This window comes from Pseudoroseicyclus tamaricis (assembly GCF_012070395.1).
Classification (GTDB): Bacteria; Pseudomonadota; Alphaproteobacteria; order Rhodobacterales; family Rhodobacteraceae; genus Pseudoroseicyclus_A; species Pseudoroseicyclus_A tamaricis.
In genome coordinates this window covers 892,204-915,640 of sequence record NZ_JAAFYS010000001.1, presented here as the reverse complement: position 1 = coordinate 915,640, position 23,437 = coordinate 892,204, and the positions used below count along the sequence as shown (strand labels likewise).

Annotated in this window: 23 protein-coding genes; 10 read left to right on the top strand and 13 right to left on the bottom strand. The window is 70.6% G+C overall.

Features of this window, described 5'->3' with window-relative positions; translation table 11 throughout:
- Positions 1 to 227 precede the first annotated feature (227 nt).
- Positions 228 to 1,502: a glycerate kinase type-2 family protein gene (locus GY170_RS04180; protein WP_163890222.1), complete on the bottom strand. Its 1,275-nt coding sequence runs from the start codon at positions 1,500 to 1,502 to the stop codon at positions 228 to 230.
- The gene (speB, locus tag GY170_RS04175; RefSeq protein ID WP_163890220.1) at positions 1,486 to 2,466 is read right to left on the bottom strand and encodes an agmatinase; all 981 of its coding nucleotides are present in this window, start codon (positions 2,464 to 2,466) and stop codon (positions 1,486 to 1,488) included. Before speB ends, GY170_RS04180 begins: the two co-directional genes overlap by 17 nt.
- Before the next feature lie 138 nt (positions 2,467 to 2,604).
- On the opposite strand from speB, the gene GY170_RS04170 reads away from it, so the two are divergent.
- From GY170_RS04170 to GY170_RS04155, 4 genes are all read left to right on the top strand, one after another.
- Entirely contained in the window at positions 2,605 to 3,435 is an 831-nt protein-coding gene (locus tag GY170_RS04170) for a DUF6635 family protein (protein WP_203531156.1), read from the top strand.
- 61 nt (positions 3,436 to 3,496) lie between these two features.
- Positions 3,497 to 4,084: an imidazoleglycerol-phosphate dehydratase HisB gene (gene hisB, locus GY170_RS04165; RefSeq protein WP_163890218.1), complete on the top strand. Its 588-nt coding sequence runs from the start codon at positions 3,497 to 3,499 to the stop codon at positions 4,082 to 4,084.
- The gene (gene hisH / locus GY170_RS04160; protein ID WP_163890216.1) at positions 4,081 to 4,719 is read left to right on the top strand and encodes an imidazole glycerol phosphate synthase subunit HisH; all 639 of its coding nucleotides are present in this window, start codon (positions 4,081 to 4,083) and stop codon (positions 4,717 to 4,719) included. Before hisB ends, hisH begins: the two co-directional genes overlap by 4 nt.
- A gap of 212 nt (positions 4,720 to 4,931) precedes the next feature.
- Complete coding sequence (locus GY170_RS04155; protein WP_163890214.1) at positions 4,932 to 5,969, top strand: zinc-binding metallopeptidase family protein; 1,038 nt, start codon at positions 4,932 to 4,934, stop codon at positions 5,967 to 5,969.
- A 155-nt stretch (positions 5,970 to 6,124) separates the two neighbouring features.
- Here GY170_RS04155 and GY170_RS04150 read toward each other — a convergent pair whose 3' ends face one another.
- Positions 6,125 to 6,523 carry a DUF2147 domain-containing protein gene (locus tag GY170_RS04150; RefSeq protein ID WP_163890212.1) on the bottom strand — a complete coding sequence of 133 codons (399 nt, stop codon included), beginning with the start codon at positions 6,521 to 6,523 and terminating at the stop codon, positions 6,125 to 6,127.
- Positions 6,524 to 6,650: 127 nt separating this feature from the next.
- Here GY170_RS04150 and hisA point away from each other — a divergent pair, with 127 nt between their 5' ends.
- Entirely contained in the window at positions 6,651 to 7,376 is a 726-nt protein-coding gene (gene hisA / locus GY170_RS04145; protein ID WP_163890210.1) for a 1-(5-phosphoribosyl)-5-[(5-phosphoribosylamino)methylideneamino]imidazole-4-carboxamide isomerase, read from the top strand.
- Positions 7,377 to 7,667: 291 nt separating this feature from the next.
- Here hisA and GY170_RS04140 read toward each other — a convergent pair whose 3' ends face one another.
- Positions 7,668 to 8,819 carry a THUMP domain-containing class I SAM-dependent RNA methyltransferase gene (locus GY170_RS04140; RefSeq protein ID WP_163890208.1) on the bottom strand — a complete coding sequence of 384 codons (1,152 nt, stop codon included), beginning with the start codon at positions 8,817 to 8,819 and terminating at the stop codon, positions 7,668 to 7,670.
- Between the two features lie 98 nt (positions 8,820 to 8,917).
- Here GY170_RS04140 and GY170_RS04135 point away from each other — a divergent pair, with 98 nt between their 5' ends.
- The 4 genes from GY170_RS04135 to GY170_RS04120 are packed head-to-tail and all read left to right on the top strand — an operon-like array spanning position 8,918 to position 10,979.
- Positions 8,918 to 9,499, top strand: coding sequence for a YdeI/OmpD-associated family protein (locus tag GY170_RS04135; RefSeq protein WP_163890206.1), 582 nt, complete (start codon positions 8,918 to 8,920; stop codon positions 9,497 to 9,499).
- A gap of 53 nt (positions 9,500 to 9,552) precedes the next feature.
- On the top strand, positions 9,553 to 9,840 hold the full coding sequence (locus GY170_RS04130; protein ID WP_163890204.1) for a hypothetical protein: 288 nt from the start codon (positions 9,553 to 9,555) through the stop codon (positions 9,838 to 9,840).
- Positions 9,841 to 9,879: 39 nt separating this feature from the next.
- Entirely contained in the window at positions 9,880 to 10,674 is a 795-nt protein-coding gene (gene hisF / locus GY170_RS04125; RefSeq protein WP_163890202.1) for an imidazole glycerol phosphate synthase subunit HisF, read from the top strand.
- Entirely contained in the window at positions 10,671 to 10,979 is a 309-nt protein-coding gene (locus tag GY170_RS04120; protein WP_163890200.1) for a phosphoribosyl-ATP diphosphatase, read from the top strand. The genes hisF and GY170_RS04120 overlap by 4 nt, the downstream gene beginning before the upstream one ends.
- Before the next feature lie 183 nt (positions 10,980 to 11,162).
- Here the strand turns inward: GY170_RS04120 and GY170_RS04115 are convergent, their stop codons facing one another.
- The 5 genes from GY170_RS04115 to gor form a co-directional block, all read right to left on the bottom strand.
- Positions 11,163 to 12,701 carry a Do family serine endopeptidase gene (locus GY170_RS04115; RefSeq protein ID WP_163890198.1) on the bottom strand — a complete coding sequence of 513 codons (1,539 nt, stop codon included), beginning with the start codon at positions 12,699 to 12,701 and terminating at the stop codon, positions 11,163 to 11,165.
- A gap of 241 nt (positions 12,702 to 12,942) precedes the next feature.
- Entirely contained in the window at positions 12,943 to 13,137 is a 195-nt protein-coding gene (locus tag GY170_RS04110) for a DUF2065 family protein (RefSeq protein ID WP_163890196.1), read from the bottom strand.
- On the bottom strand, positions 13,137 to 14,390 hold the full coding sequence (gene hflC, locus GY170_RS04105) for a protease modulator HflC (protein ID WP_163890194.1): 1,254 nt from the start codon (positions 14,388 to 14,390) through the stop codon (positions 13,137 to 13,139). Before hflC ends, GY170_RS04110 begins: the two co-directional genes overlap by 1 nt.
- Before the next feature lies 1 nt (position 14,391).
- Positions 14,392 to 15,621, bottom strand: coding sequence for an FtsH protease activity modulator HflK (gene hflK, locus GY170_RS04100; protein ID WP_163890192.1), 1,230 nt, complete (start codon positions 15,619 to 15,621; stop codon positions 14,392 to 14,394).
- A gap of 566 nt (positions 15,622 to 16,187) precedes the next feature.
- Positions 16,188 to 17,549 (bottom strand): glutathione-disulfide reductase, encoded by a 1,362-nt coding sequence (gene gor, locus GY170_RS04095; RefSeq protein ID WP_163890190.1) that lies wholly within the window; start codon positions 17,547 to 17,549, stop codon positions 16,188 to 16,190.
- Positions 17,550 to 17,793: 244 nt separating this feature from the next.
- Here gor and GY170_RS04090 point away from each other — a divergent pair, with 244 nt between their 5' ends.
- Positions 17,794 to 18,804: a GT-B fold glycosyltransferase domain-containing protein gene (locus GY170_RS04090; RefSeq protein WP_163890188.1), complete on the top strand. Its 1,011-nt coding sequence runs from the start codon at positions 17,794 to 17,796 to the stop codon at positions 18,802 to 18,804.
- 157 nt (positions 18,805 to 18,961) lie between these two features.
- Here the strand turns inward: GY170_RS04090 and GY170_RS04085 are convergent, their stop codons facing one another.
- The 4 genes from GY170_RS04085 to GY170_RS04070 form a co-directional block, all read right to left on the bottom strand.
- Positions 18,962 to 19,513 carry a fasciclin domain-containing protein gene (locus GY170_RS04085; RefSeq protein ID WP_163890186.1) on the bottom strand — a complete coding sequence of 184 codons (552 nt, stop codon included), beginning with the start codon at positions 19,511 to 19,513 and terminating at the stop codon, positions 18,962 to 18,964.
- A 486-nt stretch (positions 19,514 to 19,999) separates the two neighbouring features.
- Entirely contained in the window at positions 20,000 to 20,683 is a 684-nt protein-coding gene (locus tag GY170_RS04080; protein ID WP_163890185.1) for an anti-sigma factor, read from the bottom strand.
- The gene (locus GY170_RS04075; protein WP_163890183.1) at positions 20,680 to 21,228 is read right to left on the bottom strand and encodes a sigma-70 family RNA polymerase sigma factor; all 549 of its coding nucleotides are present in this window, start codon (positions 21,226 to 21,228) and stop codon (positions 20,680 to 20,682) included. Before GY170_RS04075 ends, GY170_RS04080 begins: the two co-directional genes overlap by 4 nt.
- Complete coding sequence (locus GY170_RS04070; RefSeq protein ID WP_163890181.1) at positions 21,229 to 23,385, bottom strand: malate synthase G; 2,157 nt, start codon at positions 23,383 to 23,385, stop codon at positions 21,229 to 21,231. It abuts the gene before it with no gap.
- Positions 23,386 to 23,437 lie beyond the last annotated feature (52 nt).

The window sequence follows — 23,437 nt, the reverse complement described above, 5'->3', positions numbered from 1 at the left end:
CCGCGCAGGGCGAGCGCCGGCCCGTGGGGTGGCGCCCAACGACGCCGCTGTGCGCTTTATGGCACCACCACCTCCCCGCTCCAAGCTCCGCGCTACCGTCACCGGAGCGCCAGCCCGCGGGACGGGCCGGCGCTCGCCCTGGGCCTCTGGCGCGGACCGGGCGGGGGACAAAGCGGCGGCGTTGCGCGACGGCGGGTTGGAAACCCACCCTACGAAGCGGAAGCCCCCTACCCGATCAGGATCGCCCGGAAATCGTTGACGTTCGTCCCTGTCGGCCCCGGGGCGAAGAGGTCTCCCAGCGCCTCGAAGGCGGAATAGGCGTCGTGCCCGGCCAGCAGGGCGGCCGGATCCTGGCCCAGCGCCCGAAGGCGGGCCGCGCTGTCGCCGTCCACGAAAGCGCCGGCGTTGGACTCGCTGCCGTCGATGCCGTCCGTGTCGGCGATCAGCGCGTGGAACGGCTCGCCCTCCGCCGCCAGCGCCAGCGCCAGCGCGAACTCGCTGTTCCGCCCGCCCCGGCCCGCCGATCCGCCAAGGGTCACCGTCGTCTCTCCGCCGGAGAGGAGCACCAGCGGCGGCACGAAGGGGCGGCCGCGGCCCGCCACCTCGCGCAGGAGCGCGGCGTGGACCTTGGCCACCTCCCGCGACTCGCCTTCCATGGAATCGGAGAGGATGGCGCAGCCGATGCCGGCGGCGATTGCCACGTCCTCCGCCGCCTCCAGCGAGCGGCCGGCGGAAGCGATAATGCGCCACTCGTGCCGCGCGAATCCGGCGTCGATGGGCAGGGGCGCCGGGTTGTCCTCCCCCGCCAGCGCGAGGCGCGCGGCCTCGGGCAGCGGGATGCGCCACGCCTCCACCAGCTTGCGCGCTTCCGCCCGGCTCTGCGGGCCGGCGCCCGGCACCGTCGGGCCGGAGGCGACCTGCTCGGGCCGGTCGCCCGGCACGTCGGAGACGATCAGCGAGACGACCTTCGCCGGCGCCGCCGCCAGCGCCAGCCGCCCGCCCTTGATCAGCGACAGCTCGCTGCGGATGACGTTCATCACCGAGATCGGCGCGCCGGAGCGCAAGAGCGCCTCCGTCACCGCGATCTCGTCGGCAAGGCTCATCCCCGGACCGGGCGCGGGCAGAAGCGCCGAGCCGCCGCCGGTGATCAGCGCCACGACCAGGTCATCCTCCGTCAGCCCCTGCACGAGCTTGAGCACGTCCTTGGCCGCCCGCAGCCCCTCCTCGTCCGGCACGGGATGCGCGGCCTCGCGCAGCTCCAGCCGCTCCAGCGGCGCGCCGTAGCCGTAGCGGGTGACGACGAGCCCCTCCAGCGGCCAATCCCAGCGCTGCTCGAAGGCGCGGGCGAGCTGCGCCGCGCCCTTGCCGCAGCCGATGACCACCGTCCGCCCCCTGGGACGCTCCGGCATGGCCCCCTCCAGCGCCCGGCCCGGATCGGCGGCGGCGATGGCGGCCTCGAACAGCTCGGTGAGAAAGGCGCGGGGGTCAGAAATCGAAGTCATGTCGCCTCGGAGGAGGGCGTTGCGGCACGCCGGGTAGGATGCACAGCATCTCGTAGACCAGCGCCGCCGCGATGACCGCGGTGTTGCCGGAGGTGTCGTAGGGCGGCGAGACCTCCACGAGGTCGCAGCCGACGAGGTTGCAGCCGGCCAGCCCGCGGATGATCTGCAGCGCCTGCCAGTCGGCGAGGCCGCCCGCCTCCGCCGTCCCCGTGCCGGGCGCGGTGCCGGGCGAGAGGCTGTCGATATCGAAGGAGATGTAGAGCGGCGCGTCCCCGACCAGAGCCTTCACCTGCGCCATCAGGCGGCCGAGGTCGCGCCCCGCAACCTCCTCGCCGGTGACGATCTGCCAGCCGAGGGAGCGGCCCCAGTCGTAATCCTCGGGCGCGTAGCCCGTCCCCCGCAGGCCGATCTGCACGACGCGGTCGTTAAGCAGGCAGCCCGCCTCTTCCGCGCGGCGGAAGGGGGTGCCGTGGGCGAGCGGCTCGCCGAACATCTCCTCGTTGACGTCGGCATGGGCATCGATGTGCACCAGCGCCAGCGGCCCGTGCACCTCTGCCACGCCCTGCAGGGCCGGGAAGGTGAGCGTGTGATCGCCGCCGAGCGTCACCGGCACGGCGCCCGCCGCCGCGACGCGGCCGACGGCCTGGCGGATGATCTCCACCGAGGCCTCCAGGTTGAAGAGGTTCACCGGAACGTCGCCGATATCTGCGATCTGGCAATGCGCGAAGGGCGCCGCCCCCGTCGCCATGTTGAAGGGCCGCAGCATCCGGCTCTCGTCGCGGATCTGCCGGGGCCCCAGACGCGTGCCGGCGCGGTTGGAGGCGCCGATATCCATCGGCACGCCGAGGATGGCGGCGTCGAGCCCCTCCGGCCCCTCCGCCGCGGGCAGCCGCATGAAGGTCGCCGGGCCGCCGGGGCGCGGCATCTGGTTGCCTCCGAGGGGCTGGTTGAAGCGATCCTCCATGAAAGGCGAGCTAAGCCGCTTTTTGGCAGGGAAGGAAGGGGGCTTTGCCCCCTCGCCGGCAGGGCCGGCTCACCCCAGGGATGTATCGGACCAAGGGCGGGCTTCCTCTGGCGGGCCGGGCGCCCCATATGGAAGGGCATGGACCCGATTGCCACAGCAGAGGCGCTCAGCGACATCGCCCCGCCCGACCCGTTCGAGGCGGCGCGGGAGAACGTGGAAGGCTTCGTGGCCCGCCACTTCTCGCTGCGGGGGACGCTGCGGCTGCACCGCGCCGCCCTCGGGTGGGACCTGCTGCGCGCCCCGGCCAACGTGGCGCTGGCGCCGCTGCAGATCCTCTCGCGGCTCGCCCAGCCGCTCCTGCGCGCCGTCGGCCTGCGCGGGGCGGCGGCGTGGCTGGCCAAGCGCCCGCTGGTGCTGCGGACGGCGCTCTCGGCGCGCATCTCGGCGCTGATCCGCACCGAGCTTCTCGCGCCGCTGTCGGATGTGGAGGCGCTGGAGGCGCATCTCGCCGCCTATTCGGAGAGCCGCGGCGCAATGGCGGAGCTGACGACGCAGATCGGCACGCTCGGCACCGGGGCGGTGCTGTTCAAGAGCCTGACGCCGGGCATGCTCTCCTTCGCGCCGGCCGTGGCGCTCGGCTTCGCGCAGTCGGCCGCCATCGCCGCCTTCCCTCTGGGCGCGGCGCTCGGCTCCGGCTGGTACGCGCTCTTCCCCGCCTCCGCCCCCGGCGGGCTGACGCTGGGGGTGATGCTGGGCTTCGCCGCGCTCGGCGCCCTCCTCACCACCTTCGCCGGCGTGGTGGCGGACCCGGTGCAAACGGCGCTCGGCCTGCACCAGCGGCGCCTTCGCCGGCTGATCGGTGCGCTGGAGGGGCGGGCGAAGGGCTTCTCCCCCAAGGAGCCCTACATCGCCCGGATCGGCGACGCGGCCGACCTCGCCACCACGGTCGCCCGCGCCTTCCGCTCCTGAGCCCTTGGCGCCGCGCCCGCGTGCGGCCTATAAGCCGCCACACGCGAGCGAGGAGGCCCCCATGCGCACGGGCGAGATCAGCCGGACGACCAGCGAGACCGAGATCGAGGTGCGCGTCGATCTCGACGGCACCGGCAAGGGCGAGATCGCCACCGGCATCGGCTTCTTCGACCACATGCTCGACCAGCTGGCCCGCCACTCGATGATCGACATGGCCATCCGGGCGGAGGGTGACCTGCACATCGACGACCACCACACGGTGGAGGACGTCGGCATCGCCCTCGGCCAGGCGCTGACGCGCGCGCTCGGCGACAAGGCCGGCATCCGCCGCTACGGCGCCTGCCACCTGCCGATGGACGATGCGCAGATCCGCGTGGCGCTGGACCTCTCGGGCCGGCCCTACCTGATCTGGAATCTCGCCTTCGCGGCGCCGAAGATCGGTACCTTCGACACCGAGCTTGTGCGCGAGTTCTTCCAGGCGCTCTCCACACATGGCGGCATAACGCTGCACGTGGACCAGTTGCATGGCGTCAACGCCCACCACGTGGCGGAGGCGGCCTTCAAGGCCCTCGCCCAGGCCCTGCGGCAGGCGGTGGAGCCCGATCCGCGCCGCGCCGGCGCCATCCCCTCGACGAAGGGGGCGCTGTGAGCGTCGCGCTGATCGACTACCAGAGCGGCAACCTGCACTCCGCCCGCAAGGCCTTCGAGCGGATCGCGGCGGAGGTGGGCGCCGGGGCGGTGACGGTGACGGAGTCGCCCGATGTCGTGGCGGCCGCGGACCGGATCGTGCTGCCCGGCGACGGCGCCTTCCCCGCCTGCGCCCGGGCCCTGCGCGCCATCGACGGCATGGAGGAGGCGCTGCAGGAGGCTGTCCACGCCCGCGGCCGCCCCTTCCTCGGCATCTGTGTCGGCATGCAGCTCCTCGCCACGACCGGCTACGAGTACGAGGAGACGCCCGGCCTCGGCTGGATCGACGGCACCATCCGCCGGATCGAGCCGGGCGCGGAGGGGCTGAAGGTCCCCCACATGGGCTGGAACGATCTGGTGCTGGAGCAGGAGCACCCGCTGCTTGAGGGCCTCTCCACCGGCTATCACGCCTATTTCGTCCATTCCTACGCCATGCAGGTGGACAGCCCGGCCGACCGCCTCGCCCATGTCGGCTACGGCGCCGACATCACGGCCATCGTGGCACGCGGCAATGTAGCCGGCACCCAGTTCCACCCCGAGAAGAGCCAGGCCCAGGGCCTGCGCCTCATCGCCAACTTCCTGCGCTGGGCGCCCTGACCGGCGCGCCGCGCACCCCCTCGTCTTTGGTCCGAAAAATCCTCGGGGGGGCCGCCAGCGGCGGCGGGGGGCAGACAGCCCCCCTCCCCGGCCCGCCTTCCTGCGACGCCGCCCCCCGCTTTTCTCCGCGACGCGGCGAGAAACTTCGCGACCGGCGGAACCTCTTGCCCTGCCCTTCGCTTCCCTGTCGCCACCTTCAGGAGCCCGACCCCGTGCAAATCTTCACCTGCCCCGCCTGCAAGGCGCCGCTATACTTCCAGAACACCACCTGCGGCTGCGGGGCGGAGGTCGCCTTCGACCCGGAGCGGCAGGCCTTCACCGCAGAGGGGACATTCTGCGCCCACCGCAGTGACATCGGCTGCAACTGGCTGGCCGAAGGGGGCGAGCTCTGCCGCTCCTGCGCGATGACGGAGGTCGTCCCCGACCTGCGCGCGCCGGACAACCTGCCGCTGTGGTCCGATACCGAGCTGGCCAAGCGCTGGATGCTCGCCAACCTCGGCCGCTGGGGCTGGTTCACCGATGCCGACCCGGGCGAGCGGCCGGTCTTCAAGCTGTTGTCCGAGGATACGGCGGGCGGCGAGATCCCGGTGACGATGGGCCACGAGAGTGGCACGATCACCATCAACGTCTCCGAGGCGCAGCAGAGCGTGCGCGCCGAGCGGCAGGAGAACATGGGCGAGCTCTACCGCACCATGATCGGCCACATGCGCCACGAGATCGCGCACTTCCTCTTCGAGCGGCTGGCCGATGTGCCGGGCGCCGAAGAGCACTTCCTCGCCGCCTTCCGCGAGCTCTTCGGCGACGAGCGGGAGGATTACGGCGCGGCGCTGCAGCGCCACTACGCCGGACCGAAGCCGGCGGACGAGACGCATATCACCAGCTACGCCACCTCGCACCCGCACGAGGACTGGGCGGAGACGATCGCGCACCTGCTCCACCTCGTCGACCTCGCCGACAGCGCCGCGGCCGTGGGCCTGTCGCTGAAATCGGGCGAGGCGCTCCCGCAGCGGCGCGGCATGTTCCGCCGCAAGAGCGACCCGGCGCCGGCGGCAACGGATGCCTATGCCGAGACGGACACCGAAGCTCTCCTCACCCGCGCCGTGGACCTGACCATCGCGGTGAACCACGTCAACCGAACGATGGACCTGCCCGACCTCTACCCCTTCGTGCTGCCGCAGGGCGTGCGCGACAAGCTCGCCTTCGCGCATAGGGCGGTGCGGCAGGTGCCCGGAGAGGCCGGCGAAGCTTAGGCTGAGAGGGCAGGACCGGGGGGCTGTCTGCCCCCCGGAGCCCCCCGAGAGGTATTTGGAAAAGGGCGAGAGCAGCGGGTCGAAGGGCTGGCGCGCCTCACGCCGCAAGGGTTTGACCGGCCGGCCAGCTGGGTGCGGGCCGGCCCTTCACGAGATCAGCCGACGCGGGCCCAAGTTTGAGAGGCGCAGAAGAGGCCGCCGGCGACGCAGCCGCGCAGCTGCATCCGGTCACCGTTCACATCCACCTTGCCGAGATAGATCTTGTCGTTCGACGGACGCCAGACCTGGCCTTCGTAGGCATTGCCGCCCTGCGGGACCATGTCGATGACGATCTGGCGGCCGATCGTCTCCGCCTGGTATTCGCCGCCGGCGTTGAAGGTGCGCGAGATCACCCCGCAATAGGCGCTGCCGCAGGGGGCGATGGTGACGAGGGCATAGGCGCCGTCGTCCACCTCGGTCTGCCAGAGGCCCTCGATGGGGTCCGCGAAAGCAGCCCCGGCGAGGGCGACGAGGGCGATGAGCGGGGCCGCGATGCGGGTGGTCAGTCGGGTCATGATGGGTCTCCTCCTCCCCGCATTTGGTGACGCAGGGACAGGCGGCGCGGCAAGTCTTACGTGAGGTCGCTTGCCCTCCCGCCTGCCGCGTGGCACCCCGCCGGCGAGCTGAGAACGGAGCCCGGCCATGATCCTCTTCCCCGCCATCGACCTCAAAGACGGCCAGGCCGTCCGCCTGCTGCGCGGCGAGATGGACGACGCGACGGTGTTCAACGACAGCCCCGCCGATCAGGCGCGCGCCTTCGTGGCGGCGGGCTGCCGCTGGCTGCACCTCGTCGACCTCAACGGCGCCTTCGCCGGCCGCCCCGTCAACGGCGCGGCGGTCGAGGCGATCCTCGCCGCCTGCCCCGGGGTGGAGATGCAGCTAGGCGGCGGCATCCGCGACATGGCCACCATCGAGGCGTGGCTGGACAAGGGGCTGGCCCGGGTGATCCTCGGCACCGTGGCCGTGGAGGAGCCGCAGCTTGTGCGCGAAGCCGCCCGAGCCTTCCCCGGCCAGGTGGCGGTGGGGATCGACGCACGCGGCGGCCGGGTGGCGACGAAGGGCTGGGCGGAAGAGACGGAGGTGGAGGCGACGGACCTCGCCCGCAGCTTCGAGGATGCCGGGGTCGCCGCCCTCATCTACACCGATATCGACCGCGACGGCGCCATGGGCGGCCCGAACGTCGCCGCCACGGAGACAATGGCGCGGGCGGTGAGCATCCCGGTGATCGCCTCGGGCGGAGTGTCCTCGATGGGTGACCTGACGGCGCTGAAGGAGACCGGGGTGATCGCCGGCGCGATCTCCGGGCGGGCGCTCTACGAAGGGGCGATCGACCTCGCGGCGGCGCTGGAGATGCTGGGCGGGCGCTGATCCGGCGTTGTGAGAGCGGTGAGTGCGGGACCGGGGGGGCCAGCCCCCCGGAGCCTCCCGGGATTCTATTGGACTAAAGACAGGGGGCGTCGGGCGGTGCGCCCGGGGCGTCGGGCTTTGGCTGGGCGGCGGGCGGTGTCGGCGTCAGGGGAGCGGCGCGATTTACCGGGGACGGAAGTCTAAAGGCCGGGGAGATCGGCGGGTCGGGGACTGCCAAGGCAAGCCGATTGCGCGTGCGGGCGATGCGCCCGGGGCCGTGGATAATCGGTCGGGCGGCAGATGGTGCCGGGGTCAGGGGATCGGGGTGGTCTGCCAGAGGCGGACCTTGAGGGGGCCGTGGGGGACCGGGGGGCCGGGGGGTTGCCAGGGCAGGCCGGTGGCGCGGGCGAGCGTCTCGTCGGAGGTGACGAGGCCGACGCGCCAGCCGGAGAAACCGGCGCGCAGGCGCTCGCCGAGGACCTTGTGCATCCCGACGAGGACGCCGCGATTGCCGATCCGCTCGCCATAGGGCGGATTGACGATGACGAGGCCGGGCGGGCCCTCGGGGCGGGTCAGCTCCGCCACCGGGAGGGCCTCGAACCGGCAGAGCTCTGCCACGCCGGCGCGGGCGGCATTCTCGGTCGAGAAGCGGATGGCGCCGGGGTCCCTGTCACTGCCGTGGAAGATGTGGGCCGGGGTCTCGGCCTCGCTCTGGCGGAGCAGGGCGATGGCGGCGGGGTCCGCCGCGGCCAGCTGCTCGAAGGCGAAGGGGCGGCTGCGGCCGGGGCGGAGGCCGGAGGCGATCTCCGCCGCCTCGAGGACGAAGGTGCCGGAGCCGCACATCGGGTCGAGCACCGGCTCCGCCCCCGTGTAGCCGCAGGCGCGCAGGAACAGGGCCGCCATCGTCTCGCGCATCGGCGCCTTACCGACGGCGACCTTGTGGCCGCGCCGGTGCAGGGGCGCGCCGGAGGTATCGACGGAGAAGGTGACGAGGTTGCGCTCGATCCGCACGAGGAGGCGGACGGGCGCCTCCTCCGGGCCCTCCTCCTCCGCCTCGGGAGCCGCCTTGCCGGCGCCGGCGAGGGGGGCGCCCAGTTCCTCCGTGATGGCCCGGGCGACACGCTCGGCGGCGGCGCCGGCGTGGTAGATCTTCGAGGCGCGGCTGGTCGTCACCTCCACCTTCACCGGCACGTCGGGGCGCAGGACCTCTCCCCAGGGGAACTTGCGCGCCCGCTTGTCGAGCTGGGCGAGGTGCAGCGCCGGGAAGCCGCCAATGCGGGCGAGCACCCGGCCGGCGCCGCGCAGGCAGATGTTGGCGCGCCAGACCTCGGGCCAGCCGCCCTGGATCGTGACACCGCCGGCGACCTCGGCCACCGGGCCGAAGCCCGCCTCGCGCGCCTCGGCGGCCAGCAGAGGCTCCAGCCCCGGCTGCGTGGCCAGGAAGATCTCGAATGTCTCTCTCATGCCGCCCCCTTACAGCCGCACCGCGGCGATGCCGAGCGCAAAGCTTGGCGCCGACGGCGCGGCGGGCCAAGGTGGGAGCGGGCGACAGAGGAGAGACCATGCCGAGCAAGTCACCACAGATTGCCGGCGAGCCCTTCGCCGATGCCGCCGCACTGGAGGCGTGGCTGGCCGAGCATCATGCCAGCGAGACGGAGCTCTGGGTGCGGCTCTACAAGAAGGACTCGGGCGTCCCCTCCGTCGCGTGGGGCGATTGCGTGATCGCCGGGCTGATCTGGGGCTGGATCGACGGGCAGAAGAAGCCGCTCGACGAGGCGAGCTGGCTGCAGCGGATGACACCGCGCCGCCCGCGCTCCCCCTGGTCGGCCCGCAACGTCGCCCATGCCGAGCGGCTGATCGCCGAGGGGCGGATGCAGCCGCCCGGCCTCGCGCAGGTGGAGGCCGCCCGCGCCGATGGCCGCTGGGATGCGGCCTATGCGGCGGGGGCGGAGATGGAGGTGCCGGCGGATTTCCTCGCGGCGCTTGAGGAGCGGCCCGAGGCGAAGGCCCGCTACGCCAGCCTCAAGCGGGCCGAGCTGTTCTTGATCTACTATCGCCTGCATAGCGCCAAGCGGCCCGAGACACGGGCGAAGCGGATGGAGACCTTCCTCGCCCAGCTGGCACGCGGCGAGGCGCCGCACTGAGCCCGGGGCGGGCACCCTTCCCCCCGCAGTGCAGGCGGATAAGACTGCACGGCATGACCCGGAGACTCCTTATCCTCGGCCTCATCCTGCTGGCTATCGGCCTCGCCCCCGTGGCCTCGGTAGCGCTGGCGAGCTTCATCGCCGAGCGCGCCGGCTGCGAGCTGCACGAGGGGTTCACCAACCCATGCCTCGTCGGCGGGCGCGACATCGGCGGCACGCTCTACACGATGTTCGTGGCTGGCTGGTACATGCTGCTCTCGCTGCCCGTGGCGCTCGTCGGCCTCGTCATGCTGGTCATCGGCGGCATCTCCGCTCTTCGGGCACGGCGGAGGCGGACGTGAACTCTGGCCAGAAGCTGCAGCCCGGCCTATGACAGCGCCATGCTGAAGATCCGCCTCATCCCCTGCCTCGATGTCGCCGACGGCCGCGTCGTCAAGGGCGTCAACTTCGTCGATCTGCGCGATGCCGGCGATCCGGTGGAGGCGGCGCGCGCCTACGATGCCGCCGGCGCGGACGAGCTGTGCTTTCTCGACATTCATGCCACACATGAGAACCGGGGCACGATGTTCGATCTGGTCACCCGGACGGCGGAGAGCATATTCATGCCGCTTACCGTAGGCGGCGGAGTGAAGAGCGCCGATGACGTACGCGCCTTGCTGCTCGCGGGCGCCGACAAGGTGAGCTTCAACTCCGCCGCCGTGGCTGACATCACCGTGGTCGCCCGCGCGGCGGAGCGCTTCGGCGCCCAGTGCCTCGTCGTAGCCATCGACGCCAAGGAGGTCGCGCCCGGCCGCTGGGAGATCTTCACCCATGGCGGGCGCCGGCCGACCGGCATCGACGCGGTGGAGTTCGCCCGCAGGGCCGAGGCCCACGGCGCCGGGGAGATCCTGCTGACCTCGATGGACAGGGACGGAACGAAAGCCGGCTTCAACCTCGGCCTGACCCGCGCGGTGACGGAGGCGGTGTCGATCCCCGTCATCGCCTCGGGCGGCGTCGGCAACCTCGATCACCTCGTCGAGGGGGTGACGGAGGGCGGGGCCTCGGCGGTGCTGGCCGCCTCGATCTTCCACTTCGGCACCCACACGATCGCCGAGGCGAAGGACCACATGGCCGCCGCCGGCCTGCCGATCCGGCCGGTGCCGGAAGCCCCTGCCCCGCCGATGGCCGCGCCATGAGCCTCACACGCCTCGCCGAGACCATCGCTGCCCGCGCCGCGGCCGACCCCGAGGAGAGCTGGACGGCGAAGCTGCTGGCCAAGGGGCCGGAGAAATGCGCCGAGAAGTTCGGCGAGGAGGCCGTGGAGGCCATCATCGAGGCCGTGAAGGGCGACCGGGAGCGGCTGACCTCCGAGGCGGCGGACGTGCTCTTCCACCTGCTGGTGATGTGCCAGGCGCGGGGCGTGACGCTGGACGATATCGAGGCGGAGCTGGCCCGGCGCGAAGGCCAGAGCGGGATCGCCGAGAAGGCGTCCCGGGGCTGACCGGCTGGCCCTCGGCGGCCGCGCCTGACACTCACATTATTTGGCCGATGACGCGGGCGCTGCTGCGCGCGGTGCCGGGCCTCTTCCCATGCACAGGCCGAACCCGACCGGCTCCACCCACCACCCACGCAAAGAAAAAGGGGCGCCCCAGCGGGCGCCCCTCCTTTGTTCTATTTGCCGGGATCACTCCTCGGCGTCGTCGATCACCACGGCCACGAAGCGCGGGTCACCGTCGCGGCGGATGAGCAGGAGGAGGGAGCGGCGGCCGGCGTCGCGGGCCTCCTCGATGCGGGTGGTGAGATCGTCAATCGAGGCGACAGGCTGCTGGCCGGCTTCGGTGATCACATCACCGGGCAGGATGCCCTTCTCGGCGGCGTCGGAGACCGGGTCGACATTCGTCACCAGCAGGCCGGAGATGTCGCCAAGGCCGTATTCCTCGGACAGCTCGGGGGTGATCTCGGAGAGATCGAGCCCCATCACCTCTTCGCTCTGCGGCGCCTCCGGCTCCCCCTCCTGCGAGGCGGGCATGACGTCGACATTGCCTTCGCGGCGGCCGAGCGTGACGGACAGCGTCTCCATCTCGCCATTGCGCAGCACCTCGACATCGACCGCTTCGCCGACGGCGGAGTTGCCGACGATGTTGACCAGCTCGCGGGTGCTCTCCACCGCGTTGCCGTCGAAGCTGAGGATGATGTCACCGGCCATGACGCCGGCCTCGGCGGCCGGGCCTTCCGGCACATCCGTCACGAGGGCACCCTCGGTGGAGTCGATGCCGACGATGGCGTCGACCATGTCGGGCGTGATGTCCTGGATGTGGACACCGAGCCAGCCGCGGCGCGTCTCGCCGAACTCGATGAGCTGGTCGACGACGCGGGTGACGACGTTGGAGGCCATCGAGAAGCCGATACCGATGGAGCCGCCGTTGGGCGACAGGATCGCCGTGTTCACGCCGATGACCTCGCCGTTCATGTTGAACAGCGGCCCGCCGGAGTTGCCGCGGTTGATGGCGGCGTCCGTCTGGATGAAATCGTCATAGGTGCCGGAGAGGGCCCGGTTGCGGGCGGAGATGATGCCGGCGGAGATTGAGAAGCCCTGGCCGAGCGGGTTGCCCATGGCCATGACCCAGTCGCCGACCTCGGCGTTGGCATCGTCGCTGTTGCCGAACTCGACATAGGGCATGTCGTCGGCATCCACCTTCAGCACCGCGATGTCGGTGTTGGGGTCGGTGCCCACCAGCTCCGCCGGACGGGTGTCGCCGGAGAAGAACTCGATCTCGATCTCGTCGGCGCCTTCGATGACGTGGTTGTTGGTGACCACGTAGCCGTCGGAGGAGATGACGAAGCCGGAGCCGAGCGCCTGGCTGCGACGCGGGGCCTGGCCGCCGCGATCCTGGAAGTCACGGAAGAAATCCTCGAAGGGCGAGCCCTCGGGGACCATCCCCTCCGGCATCGTGCCGCCGGCGACCATCGTGGTGGTGGTGATGTTCACCACCGCGGGGCTGACGATCTGCGCCAGCTCGGCGAAGGATTCGGGGCGGTCGAGGCCGGGGGTGCCGAGCGGCGGCGTCTCGCTCTGGGTCGTGACCTCGGGGTTGGTCGCGCCGTCCTGGGCGCCGACGAGATCGGGCGCGAAGGCGAGGGTCAGACCGACGGCAGCGGCGCCAAGGCCGAGCGGCCCGGCGGTGATGATTTTGGACCTGGTCGACACTTGTTGAGTCTCCATTGCTGAATTCGGGCCGTCCCGGCGCACCATGGCGTCAGCCGGGATCGGAATGGGGCCGACCATGCCGTCTTAGGGGGGCGGTGCACAATCGCTCATTGCAGAGCGTCAACGCCATGTGAATAGCCGCGCCCGGCATGTGAGGCCTCCGTGATGAACGGGTTAACGGCCTGGAGACAAAGCGTGAATTGCCTGTGATGGGCGGCAGGGCGGCCACGGGAGGCTCCTGGGGGCCCGCCCCGACTCAGGCGCCGAGCAAGCTCGCCGCCCAGACGAAGACAGCCCCGAGCGCCATCGCGCCGAGGCCGACCATCCGTCTTTGCGGAATGTCCATGGAGCGGAGGGCGGCGAGCATCGCCTCGATGAGGCCGGGCGCCAGCGCCCATATAAGACCCTCGGCCACCAGAAGGAGGCCGAGGGCAAGAAGCAGGGTGGCCATTACTGGCCGGCGGCCGGGGCCAGCTCTTCGCTGTCGTCCTCAAGGACGGTCGCGTCGCCCGACAGGTCGATGACATCGGCGCCGTCTTCCGTGGCGCCCTCGTCTGTCAGCGGCTCGTCCGTCACCGGCTCGTCGGCCTCGGGCGTCGTCGCCTCCGGCTCCACCACCGTGGGGGTGATGGTAGTGACGGTGCCAGCCGTGTCCCCGTCATCAGCTTCTGTGGCGCCCTCGTCGGCGGCGGCGTCGTCCTGCGACCCCGTCGTCTCCGCGGCCGTCTCCGTGGCGTCCTGCGGCTCGATGGCCGGAACGCCGGCGCTGCTGCCGGGCTCGTCCAGCTCCACCAGATCGGCACTGCCGTCGCCCGCGGGCAGGCTCGGCGCGGCGATGTCGTCCGAGTACAGGTAGTCGAAGAACTCGCTGTCCGGCGTCATCACCATCGAGGAGTTGTTGTTCGACAGCGCCGCCCGGTAGGCCTGCAGCGAACGGTAGAAGTCGAAGAACTCCGGGTTGGCGCCGTAGGCTTCGGCGAAGATCCGGTTGGCTTCGGCATCGGCCTCGCCTCGCGTGATCTGCGCCTCGCGCTCGGCTTCGGAGCTCGTCTCGACGACCGTCCTGTCAGCGAGGGCACGCACACGCTGCGCCGCCTCGTTGCCTCGGGCCACCTCGTCCGCGGCTTCACGCTCACGCTCGGCGCGCATCCGGCTGAATGTGGCATCGAGGTTCTGCGGCGGCAGGTTGGTCTGCTTGAGCCGCACGTCGACCACGTCGATGCCGAGGCTCATGGCCGAGGCGCGGGCCTGGTCACGGATGCGGGTCATCAGGAGCCGCCGGTCGGCGGAGAGGATGGTGTCGGACGTCACCTGGTCGGCACCCAGAACTTCGCGGATCTGCGAGTTGAGGATCGAGGCGAGCCGGTTCTCCGCCGTGGCGATGCCGCCCACGCCGACGGCGCGGCGGAAGGCGACGACATCGGCGATGCGGTAGCGCGCGAAGGCATCCACCACGAGGCGCCGGTCATCCGAGGGCGTGACCTCGATCGTCTGCGTGTCGAGGCTGAGGATCCGGTCGTCGTAGCGCACCACGTCCTGGATGATGGGGATGCGAACGCCGAGGCCCGGATCCTCCTTCACCGTAACGATCTGGCCGAACTGCAGGACGAGCGCCTTCTCCTTCTCGTTCACCACGTAGAGCGAGGAGAGCGCGACCAGCAGGACGATGACGACCGCGGGGATGATGTAGATGGCACGGCGCATGTCAGTTGCCCCCCGTTTGCGTGGACGCGGAGTTGGGTGCCGCCGCGGACGGCGACGACCGGCCCAGCTCGTTGAGCGGCAGATAGGGCACGACCCCCTGCCCGCCCGTGCCGCCGGCGACGGTCGGATCGAGGATGATCTTGTTCACCCCGCCCAGCACCTCTTCCATCGTCTCGAGGTAGAGACGGCGGCGAGTCACGTCTTCGGCCGTGTTGTAGGCTTCGAGGACAGAGGAGAACCGGCTGGCCTGACCGAGCGCGTCGTTGACGGTCTCCGCCCGGTAGGCTTCCGCCTGCTCGACGATCTGCGCGGCGAGACCGCGGGCTTCGGCGAGCACCCGGTTGGAGTAGGCATCGGCCTGGCGCTGCAGACGATCCCGCTCCTGTTCGGCGGCCTGCACGTTGCGGAAGGCGTCGATCACCTGCATGGGCGGGTCGGCCTTCTCGAGGTTGACGCGGACGATGTTGATGCCGCTCTCGTACTCGTCGAGCGTGTCCTGAATGCCTTCCTGCACCTGCTGGGCGATCAGGCCCCGGTCACGGTTGAGGATCGGCGCCAGAGTGGAGGCGGCGATGACCTCGCGCATGACGGATTCCGACACGGCCTGCACCGTCTCTTCCGGCTCGGCGATGTTGAAGAGGAAGCGGGCCGGGTCGGCCACGTTCCACACCACCTGGAAGTTGATGTCGACGATGTTGGCGTCGGTCGTCAGCATCAGGCCCGTCTGGTCACGCTCCGTGCCCGATGTGCCGATGCTCTCCGTCCGCTCGGAGGTGACGTTGACCACCTCATGCGTGACGAACGGCCAGGGCGCGAAGTTGAGGCCCGGATCGCCCGTGGAGGAATAGCGGCCGAACAGAAGCTCGACCGACTGCTCCTCGGGGCGCACGGTGTAGAAGGACATGAAGGCCCAGAGCGCCACGACGACGAGCGCCGCGATGCCCACGGTGCCACGGGTGATGCGGAAGTCACCGCCCCCGCCGCCACCGCCGGTGCCGTTGTTGGGCGCACGGTTGTTGCCGCCGCCGCCCATCAGCACGCGCAGCTGCTCGCGGCCGCGGTTCATCAGGTCGTCGATTTCGGGAATGGACCCCTGCTGTCCGTCCTGTCCGGGGCGACGCCCGCCGGGCCGGCGCCCGCCGTCACGTCCACCGCCCTGGCCATTTTCGTCATTTCCATTTCCCGGGCCGCGGCCACCGCCGCCCCAGGGTCCCTGGCTGTTGCCTGCCATCGGCTCCTTACTCTCCCTTGACCCGGCTGATCGGGCCTGCCCTCCCACTTGGACTGTGAGGGCCGAAGATTCAAGCGGCGTTGGGGATAACGCACCCCTCACGTTCCCGCAGGGTGAAGGGGGGCGTGCGGGCGCGTGCTCGGGCGGATCGGGAAGGAATGAGGCCGTTGCGATGGGCTCAGGGGATGACGGAAAGTCCGGGTGGCCTCTCCGCCAGCCAAAGGCGCATCGCTCTCACGCCGGCCCGTGGGGTGGCGCAGCAACGGCACCGCTGCGCGCTTTATGCCTGCCAAGCCCCTCCCCGCGTGCTGAGCGCCAAGCCCAGCCAGAGCGCCAGCCCGCCCTGACGGGCCGGCGCTCGCGCGGCGGCCTGCGGCCTTGATTCCGCGCGAGGGGGAAGAGCGGCGACGTTGACCGGAAGTCGCGTGATCGTAGGGTGGGTTTATAACCCACGATCCCGACCCACCGGAAACGCTTCCGCGCACGCCGGCTCGCGGGATGGTTCAGCTGCCGCGCCGCGCCATATGCCAGCCAAAGCCCTCCGACGCCCCGCTGAGCAGCCCCCCTCAGCCCACCCGGCGGGCGGGAACACGCATCGTTACGAGCTCTTCGGCCATCGTCGGGTGGACGGCGCAGGTCTGGTCGAACTGCTCCTTCGTCGCGCCCATCTTCACCGCGATGGCCGCGAGCTGGATCATCTCGCCCGCCTCCGGCGCCACGATGTGGCAGCCGAGGACGATGCGCGTCTCGGCATCGACGATCAGCTTCATCATCACCCGCTCGGGCGAGCCGGCGAAGGCCGAGCGCATGGGGCGGAAGGAGGTGGCGTAGACCTCAACCGGGCCGCGCGTCGTCGCCTCCTCCTCCGTCAGGCCGACCGTCCCCAGCTCCGGCTGGGTGTAGACGGCGGAGGGGACGAGCTCATGATCCACCGGGGTGGGGTTGGCGTTGAACACCGTCTCGACGAAGGCCATCCCCTCGCGGATCGCGACGGGGGTGAGGTTGATGCGGCCGGTGACGTCTCCGATCGCGTAGATCGAGGGGACATCCGTCTGGCTGTACTCGTTGACGAGGATCTCCCCGTGGCGGCCGAGACGCACCCCCGCCTCCTCCAGCCCGATGCCGGCGGTGTTGGGCACGCGGCCCGTGGCGAAGAGGACGCGCTCGTAGACCGCCTCGTCGCCGTTGGTGCCCTTCACCCAGATGCCGCCCTCGCGCTCCTCGGCCTCCAGCAGCGTCGTGCCGCAATGCAGGTTGACGCCGCGGTGGCGCATCCCGTCGGCCACCAGCCCCCGGGCCTCTCCGTCGAAGCCACGCAGGATCTGCTCGCCGCGGTAGTATTGCGTCACCTCCACGCCGAGCCCGGCGAGAATGCCGGCGAACTCGCAGGCGATGAAACCACCGCCGATGATCAGCATCGATTTCGGCAGTGCCTCCATGTGGAAGAGATCGTCGGAGACCATCGCGTGCTCCGCCCCCGCCATCTCGGGCCGGAACGGCCGCCCGCCGGTGGCGACGAGGATATGCCGCGCGGTGACGCGGGTGCCGTCCGCCAGCTCGATGGTATGCGGGTCGATCAGCACGGCCCGCTGGTCATGGATGGTGACGCCGGCGTTCTGCAGGCCGGAGCGGTAGATCCCCTCCAGCCTATCCAGCTCCGTATCGAGGCGGGTGCGGAAGGCGGGCCAGTCGAAGCTCCCCTCGCTGACCTCCCAGCCATAGGCGCGCGCCTCCTGCAAGGCGGCGGGCGCGGCGGAGGCGAAGACCATCAGCTTCTTGGGCACGCAGCCGCGGATGACGCAGGTGCCGCCCATGCGGCTCTCCTCCGCCAGCGCCACCGTCGCGCCGCCCTGCGCCGCCACCCGCGCGGCGCGCACGCCGCCCGAGCCGCCGCCGATCACGAAGAGATCCACGTCGAAATCCGCCATGGTCCGGTCCCCTTTTGTGCCTGCCGCTCCTATCCCACGGATCGGGCGGGGAGGCCAGACGGGCGGGGGGAGAGGGCGGGTGCGGGTGGAGAGGCCAGAGGGTGCGCTGCCCCCGCCTTCGGCCCCCCGGAGGTATTTGGCAAAAGGGCGAGAGACTGAGGCGGGGGGATGGTCCGGGCGGTGCGTTTACCTGCGGGGCCTCGGGGCGATAGGATGGCCGCGGTTCTCAGGCAGGGGCGGAACAATGGCGGACGAGACGGCTCCCGGCGGGGCGCCCCGGCCTTTCAACATCCTCATCGTCGCGCAGGCGGGGCGGCTGCAATACGAGGCGCTGCTCTTCGCCGCCTCGCTGCGGGCCATGTCTCCACGCTGGAACGGCCGGCTGATCGTGGCGGAGCCGGAGCGGGGCGGGCTCTGGCGGAGCGAGACGGCCATCGCGCCCGATGTGCGGGCGGAGCTGGAGCGGCTTGGCGCCGAGGTCCGCCCCTTCACAGCGCGGCTCTTCGGAGAGCGCTATCCGCAGGGCAACAAGATCGAGGCGCTGGCGCTGCTGCCCGGGGGCGAGCCCTTCCTCTTCTTCGACAGCGACACGCTGGTGACGGGGGAGCTGGCGGACCTCGCGGCTGACTTTTCCCGCCCCACCGCCTCGATGCGTCGCACCGGCACCTGGCCGGTGGAGGAGCTCTACTGGCCCGGCTACACCGCCATCTGGCGCTCCCTCTACGACCGCTTCGGGCTGGAGTTCGAGGGCTCTCTCGACCTCTCCCAGCCCGACGAGCACTGGGAGCGCTACCTCTACTTCAATGCCGGCTGGTTCCTCGGGCCCGACCCGGCCGAATTCCACCGCCGGTTCGCCAGCTGGGCGGTGGCGGTGCGAGACGCGCCCCCGGAGGAGCTGGCGATCCAGCCGCTGGACCCCTGGCTCGACCAGGTGGTGCTGCCGCTCGTCATCCACTCCCTCGGCGGCGGGCGACCGGGGCCGGAGCTGGCGGGTCTGGATGGTAACCTGACCTGCCATTACCGGCTCTTCCCCCTCCTCTATGCGCGCGAGAGCGACCAGGTGGTGCAGGTGCTGGAAGAGGTGGCGGCGCCAAACCGGATCAAGAAGCTCCTCAAGCAGCACGCGCCGATCCACCGGATGGTCTTTCGCGGACAGGGGGCCGATGTGCGGGCGATGTTCGACCGGCAGGCGCTGCCAAAGGACGAGGCGGAGATCCGCAAGGCGATCAGGGAGGCGGGCCACTGGGTGCGGTGACGGCCGCCCTGCCCCCGGAATCGAACGGACCCGGAGGCGATGCCTCCGGGTCCGGCCCCCGCGGGGGAGCGGGAGGGGAACGCGCGGCCCGGGTACGGATCCGGCGCACGCTCCGGGGAGGGGCAGATCACGCGCCCCGTCCCCATGCCCGGCTCATTTACATGGCCGGCATCATCACGGTGTCGATCACGTGGATCACACCATTGGACTGCATGACGTCGGCGGTCGTCACGGTGGCGACGTTGCCGTTCTCGTCCTCGAGCATGACCATGCCGTCTTCCATGTAGGCGGTCAGGGTGCAGGAGCCGAGCGTCTCGACCGGGTGACGGCCGCCGTCATCCTCGATCATGCCGACGATGGCGGTCGAGGTGGCCTCGGCGCCGACCACGTGGCAGAGCAGGATGTCCTGCAGCATTTCCTGGTTCTCGGGCATCAGCAGCGTGTCGACGGTCTCCTGGCCGATCGGCGCGAAGGCCTGGTCGGTCGGCGCGAAGACGGTGAAGGGGCCGTCGCCCTGCAGCGTCTCGGCGAGACCCGCGGCGGAGACGAGGCCGACGAGCACGGTGTGCACCGGGGAGTTCATCGCGTTCTCGACGATGTTCATGTCGGCCATCATCGGCGCGCCGCCGACGGTGGGGTTGTCCTGAGCGATGGCGCCGGTGGCGGCAGCGGCGGAAAGGGCGAGCGCGGTAACGGTTGAGCGGAACATGTAGTACCTCCGAGTTTTCTTTAGCCGCAGCCCATCGCCGCGACCTTGCCAGCAGACACGGGAGGCCACGGCGAGGAGTTTCAGATTTCTGAAAAAAGTGGTGGAGGAAGGTGGTAGTTATCTGAATTTTAGAAATTTATTTTTTGGCGGGCGGCATCGAAAAGTCGGGGCTTCTCGGCGGCGGCGAGGACAAGGAGGCCAGCTTGGTCCGGCTCAGACAAGCGAAGGGGCAGATGCAGCCCGTCAGGTTCAAGGTCGGAGAGGGTTGAGAGTGGGGGACCGGGGGTTTTGGACCCCCGGAGGATTTGTTGGACCAAAGACAGGAGGGCGCAGAGCGGGCGGCGCGGTGCTGTCATGGCGGGGTTTGGTCAGGTGTGGGCGGAGGTGAGGCTCGCCGAGGAGGAACCCATGTCAGGCGCGGGGCGGGTGCGCCGCAGCCCGCGCCGACTTCAGCCTGACGGTGCGCCCATGAAGCAGTTGGTCCGCTTAGACGGAGGTCAGCGGAGCGGCGGCCATGATGTTGCCGGTGGGGACGCCGCCGGGGGCGCCGCCGGGGGGCTCGTCGGTGATGGCGAGGACGAGGCCGCTGTTCAGAGCGGAGGCGAGGTCCGGCGATAGCGGGACCTGGTGCTCGCCGAGGGCAAGGATGCCGAGCGTGACCGGGGCCTCGTCGCCGGCGATGGCCCAGAGCTCCAGCACCCGGCCCGGGGGCGGCTCGCCGCTCTCCAGCACCAGATCGAGGAGACCCGTCTGCGACTGGTAGGCGGCGCGCATCACCAGCGACTCGTCGTCGGAGGAGACGGTCGCGACATATTCCGGTTGCGCCGCGCCGGGCGTGAACTGCGGGCCGACCGTGATCACCGCGACCGCCACCACGGCGGCGGCCGCGAGTCCGCCGAGGCCGATCCAGAGCGGGCGGCGGCGGGAGCGGCCGAAGACGCGGCGCTCGACCTTGCGGCGAAGGGCCTTCGGCGGTGCCACGTCGGGCACCTCGGTCTCGGCCAGCCGGGCCAGCCGCTCGCCCCAGCCCAGCGCTTCGGCGGCGAGGGCCGGGTCCTTCGCCATCTCGGCTTCGAAGGCGCGCGCCTCGTCCCCGGTCAGGAGGCCGAGCGCATACTCCGCGGCCGTCAGCCGCGGGTCGTCGCCGATGGGTCCTCCGATGTCGCTCATACCGACAGGCACTCTCTCAAGGAGATCAGCCCCCGGCGAAGCCAGGTGCGGATCGTGTTCAGGGGGACGGCGAACCTCTCCGCCAGCTCGGCGTAGGTTTCACCCTCCATGTAGGCGCGGCGGACAGCCTCTGCCCGACCTTCGGGCAGGGTTTCGAGGCAGGCGGCGAGACGCGCCGCCTCGCCGGCGGCAATGGTCTGCGCCTCCGGGCCCGGCGCCGCATCGGCCAGGTCCGCCACCTCTTCCATCTCTCCCCGGCCGCCGCCGCTCTTGCGCGCGCGCAGCCGGTCGATGGCCCTGTTGCGGGCGATGGTGATCAGCCAGGACATCGGGCTGAGCCCGTTGGAGGCATACCGACCGGCGTTCTGCCAGATGCGGACATAGATCTCCTGAAGCACCTCTTCCGCCTCGGCGCGATCATTCAAGACACGCAACGCGACACCGAAGAGTTTCGCGCTTGTCGCATCGTAAAGCTGAACAAAGGCCTTCCTGTCGCCGAGGGCGCAGCGGCCGATCCACTCTTCAACCTGACCGCGTGTGGCCATTCAGCTGCCCTTCAGCTCCAGCCGCCGGGCATGGAGCACCGGCTCGGTATATCCCGAGGGCTGCTCGCGGCCCTTGAAAACCAGGTCACACGCCGCCTGGAAGGCGATGCCGTCGAAGCCGGGAGCCATGGGCCGGTAGGCCGGGTCGCCGTCGTTCTGACGGTCGACCACCTCGGCCATCTTCTTCATGGCGGCCATCACCTGTTCTTCGCTCACCACCCCGTGGTGCAGCCAGTTGGCCAGCGCCTGGGAGGAGATGCGGCAGGTGGCGCGATCCTCCATCAGGCCGACATCGTGGATGTCGGGCACCTTCGAGCAGCCGACGCCCTGGTCGATCCAGCGGACGACGTAGCCAAGGATGCCCTGGGCGTTGTTCTCGACCTCCCGCTTGACCTCATCATCGGAGAAGTTGCGGCCGGTGGCGAGCGGGATGGTCAGCAGGTCCTCCAGCGTGCCACGGGCGCCGCCGGCGGCGATCTCGTCCTGCCGGGAGAGGACGTTCACCTTGTGGTAATGTGTCGCGTGCAGCGTGGCGGCGGTGGGCGACGGGACCCAGGCGCAGGTGGCGCCGGATTGCGGGTGGCCGATCTTGGCCTCCAGCATCGCCGCCATCTTGTCGGGCATGGCCCACATGCCCTTGCCGATCTGGGCGCGGCCCTTGAGGCCGCAGGCGAGGCCGATGTCGACGTTGCGATCCTCGTAGGACTTGATCCAGGGCTGATCCTTCATCTCGCCCTTGGGCACCATCGGGCCGGCTTCCATCGAGGTATGGATCTCGTCGCCCGTCCGGTCGAGGAAGCCGGTGTTGATGAAGGCGACGCGATGCTTCGCCGCCCGGATGCACTCCTTGAGGTTGGCGGAGGTGCGGCGCTCCTCATCCATGATGCCGAGCTTCACGGTGTTCGCCGGCAGGCCGAGCACCTGCTCCACCCGGTCGAAAATCTCGACGGCGAAGGAGACCTCCTCCGGCCCATGCATCTTCGGCTTCACCACGTAGACGGAGCCCTTGTGGGAGTTGCGGGGGCCGTCCGTCTTGGAGATGTCGTGTATGGCGATGAGCGTCGTCACCATGGCGTCCATCATGCCCTCCGGCACCTCGGAGCCATCGGGGAGCAGGATCGCCGGGTTGGTCATCAGGTGGCCGACATTGCGGACGAGCATGAGGGCGCGGCCCTTGACCGACATCGGCTCGCCGGCGGGGGTCAGGTACTCCGGGTCGGGATTCAGTTTGCGCGTGACCGTCTCGCCGCCCTTCTCGAACGTCTCCTCAAGGTCGCCCTTCATCAGGCCGAGCCAGTTGGAATAGGCGAGCACCTTGTCCTCGGCATCGACGGTGGCGACGCTGTCCTCGCAGTCCATGATGCTGGACATCGCGGATTCGAGCCAGACGTCGGAGATGCCGGCGGGGTCGCTCTTGCCGATCTCCGTCGTCCGGTCGACGAGGATCTCGAGGCCAAGGCCGTTGGCGCGCAGCAGCACCTGCAGCTCGCAGAGATCGTCCTTCATGTAGCCGGCAAACTGGGCCGGGTCCTTGAGGCCCGTCGCCCCGTGGGGCAGCGTGACGACGAGCGCGCCCTCCTCCACGCTCAGCCCCTCGGCGTTTGCCCAGGAGCCCTCGGCGAGCGGCGTCACTTCATCGAGATGCGCCCGGGCGCGGGCGATCACCTGCGCGCCGCGGTCGGGGTTGTAGCCCCTGCCCTGCGGCAGGCTGCCCAGCGCGTCGGTGCCGTATAGCGCATCGTAGAGCGAGCCCCAGCGGGCATTGGCGGCGTTGAGGGCGAAGCGGGCGTTGGTGATCGGGACGACGAGCTGCGGGCCGGGGATCTCGGCGATCTCCGGGTCGACGTTCGTCGTCTCGATCTGGAAGTCCTCGCCCTCGGGGACGAGATAGCCGATCTCGGACAGGAAGGCGCGGTAGGCCTGCGCATCGACGGGCTGCCCGGCGCGGGCCTTGTGCCAGTCGTCGAGGGCGGCCTGCATCTCCTCCCGCTTGGACAGGAGGGCGCGGTTCTTCGGGGCGAGATCGGTGAGGAGGCTGGCGAAGCCCTGCCAGAACGCATCGGGCGAAACGCCCGTGCCCGGCAGGGCCTTGTCTTCAATGAAGAGCGCCAGCTCCGGCGCCACTTGAAGGCCTGCCCGCTCGATGCGCTCACCCATACCTGTCTCCCTCGATCAATCCGGACGAAGCAGACATGAAACGGCGCGCGCG

What these genes read in the sequence shown, in the direction of transcription:
- hisA (WP_163890210.1), top strand. Translation starts at nt 6,651, where the DNA reads ATGATCCTCTTCCCCGCCATCGACCTCAAAGACGGCCAGGCCGTCCGC.
- GY170_RS04080 (WP_163890185.1), bottom strand. Translation starts at nt 20,683, where the DNA reads ATGAGCGACATCGGAGGACCCATCGGCGACGACCCGCGGCTGACGGCC.
- GY170_RS04070 (WP_163890181.1), bottom strand. Translation starts at nt 23,385, where the DNA reads ATGGGTGAGCGCATCGAGCGGGCAGGCCTTCAAGTGGCGCCGGAGCTG.
- GY170_RS04090 (WP_163890188.1), top strand. Translation starts at nt 17,794, where the DNA reads ATGGCGGACGAGACGGCTCCCGGCGGGGCGCCCCGGCCTTTCAACATC.
- GY170_RS04140 (WP_163890208.1), bottom strand. Translation starts at nt 8,819, where the DNA reads ATGAGAGAGACATTCGAGATCTTCCTGGCCACGCAGCCGGGGCTGGAG.
- GY170_RS04115 (WP_163890198.1), bottom strand. Translation starts at nt 12,701, where the DNA reads ATGGAGACTCAACAAGTGTCGACCAGGTCCAAAATCATCACCGCCGGG.
- GY170_RS04135 (WP_163890206.1), top strand. Translation starts at nt 8,918, where the DNA reads ATGCCGAGCAAGTCACCACAGATTGCCGGCGAGCCCTTCGCCGATGCC.
- hflK (WP_163890192.1), bottom strand. Translation starts at nt 15,621, where the DNA reads ATGGCAGGCAACAGCCAGGGACCCTGGGGCGGCGGTGGCCGCGGCCCG.
- GY170_RS04170 (WP_203531156.1), top strand. Translation starts at nt 2,605, where the DNA reads ATGGACCCGATTGCCACAGCAGAGGCGCTCAGCGACATCGCCCCGCCC.
- hisF (WP_163890202.1), top strand. Translation starts at nt 9,880, where the DNA reads ATGCTGAAGATCCGCCTCATCCCCTGCCTCGATGTCGCCGACGGCCGC.
- GY170_RS04075 (WP_163890183.1), bottom strand. Translation starts at nt 21,228, where the DNA reads ATGGCCACACGCGGTCAGGTTGAAGAGTGGATCGGCCGCTGCGCCCTC.
- speB (WP_163890220.1), bottom strand. Translation starts at nt 2,466, where the DNA reads ATGGAGGATCGCTTCAACCAGCCCCTCGGAGGCAACCAGATGCCGCGC.
- GY170_RS04130 (WP_163890204.1), top strand. Translation starts at nt 9,553, where the DNA reads ATGACCCGGAGACTCCTTATCCTCGGCCTCATCCTGCTGGCTATCGGC.
- GY170_RS04120 (WP_163890200.1), top strand. Translation starts at nt 10,671, where the DNA reads ATGAGCCTCACACGCCTCGCCGAGACCATCGCTGCCCGCGCCGCGGCC.
- GY170_RS04180 (WP_163890222.1), bottom strand. Translation starts at nt 1,502, where the DNA reads ATGACTTCGATTTCTGACCCCCGCGCCTTTCTCACCGAGCTGTTCGAG.
- GY170_RS04085 (WP_163890186.1), bottom strand. Translation starts at nt 19,513, where the DNA reads ATGTTCCGCTCAACCGTTACCGCGCTCGCCCTTTCCGCCGCTGCCGCC.
- hisB (WP_163890218.1), top strand. Translation starts at nt 3,497, where the DNA reads ATGCGCACGGGCGAGATCAGCCGGACGACCAGCGAGACCGAGATCGAG.
- GY170_RS04110 (WP_163890196.1), bottom strand. Translation starts at nt 13,137, where the DNA reads ATGGCCACCCTGCTTCTTGCCCTCGGCCTCCTTCTGGTGGCCGAGGGT.
- GY170_RS04150 (WP_163890212.1), bottom strand. Translation starts at nt 6,523, where the DNA reads ATGACCCGACTGACCACCCGCATCGCGGCCCCGCTCATCGCCCTCGTC.
- hflC (WP_163890194.1), bottom strand. Translation starts at nt 14,390, where the DNA reads ATGCGCCGTGCCATCTACATCATCCCCGCGGTCGTCATCGTCCTGCTG.
- gor (WP_163890190.1), bottom strand. Translation starts at nt 17,549, where the DNA reads ATGGCGGATTTCGACGTGGATCTCTTCGTGATCGGCGGCGGCTCGGGC.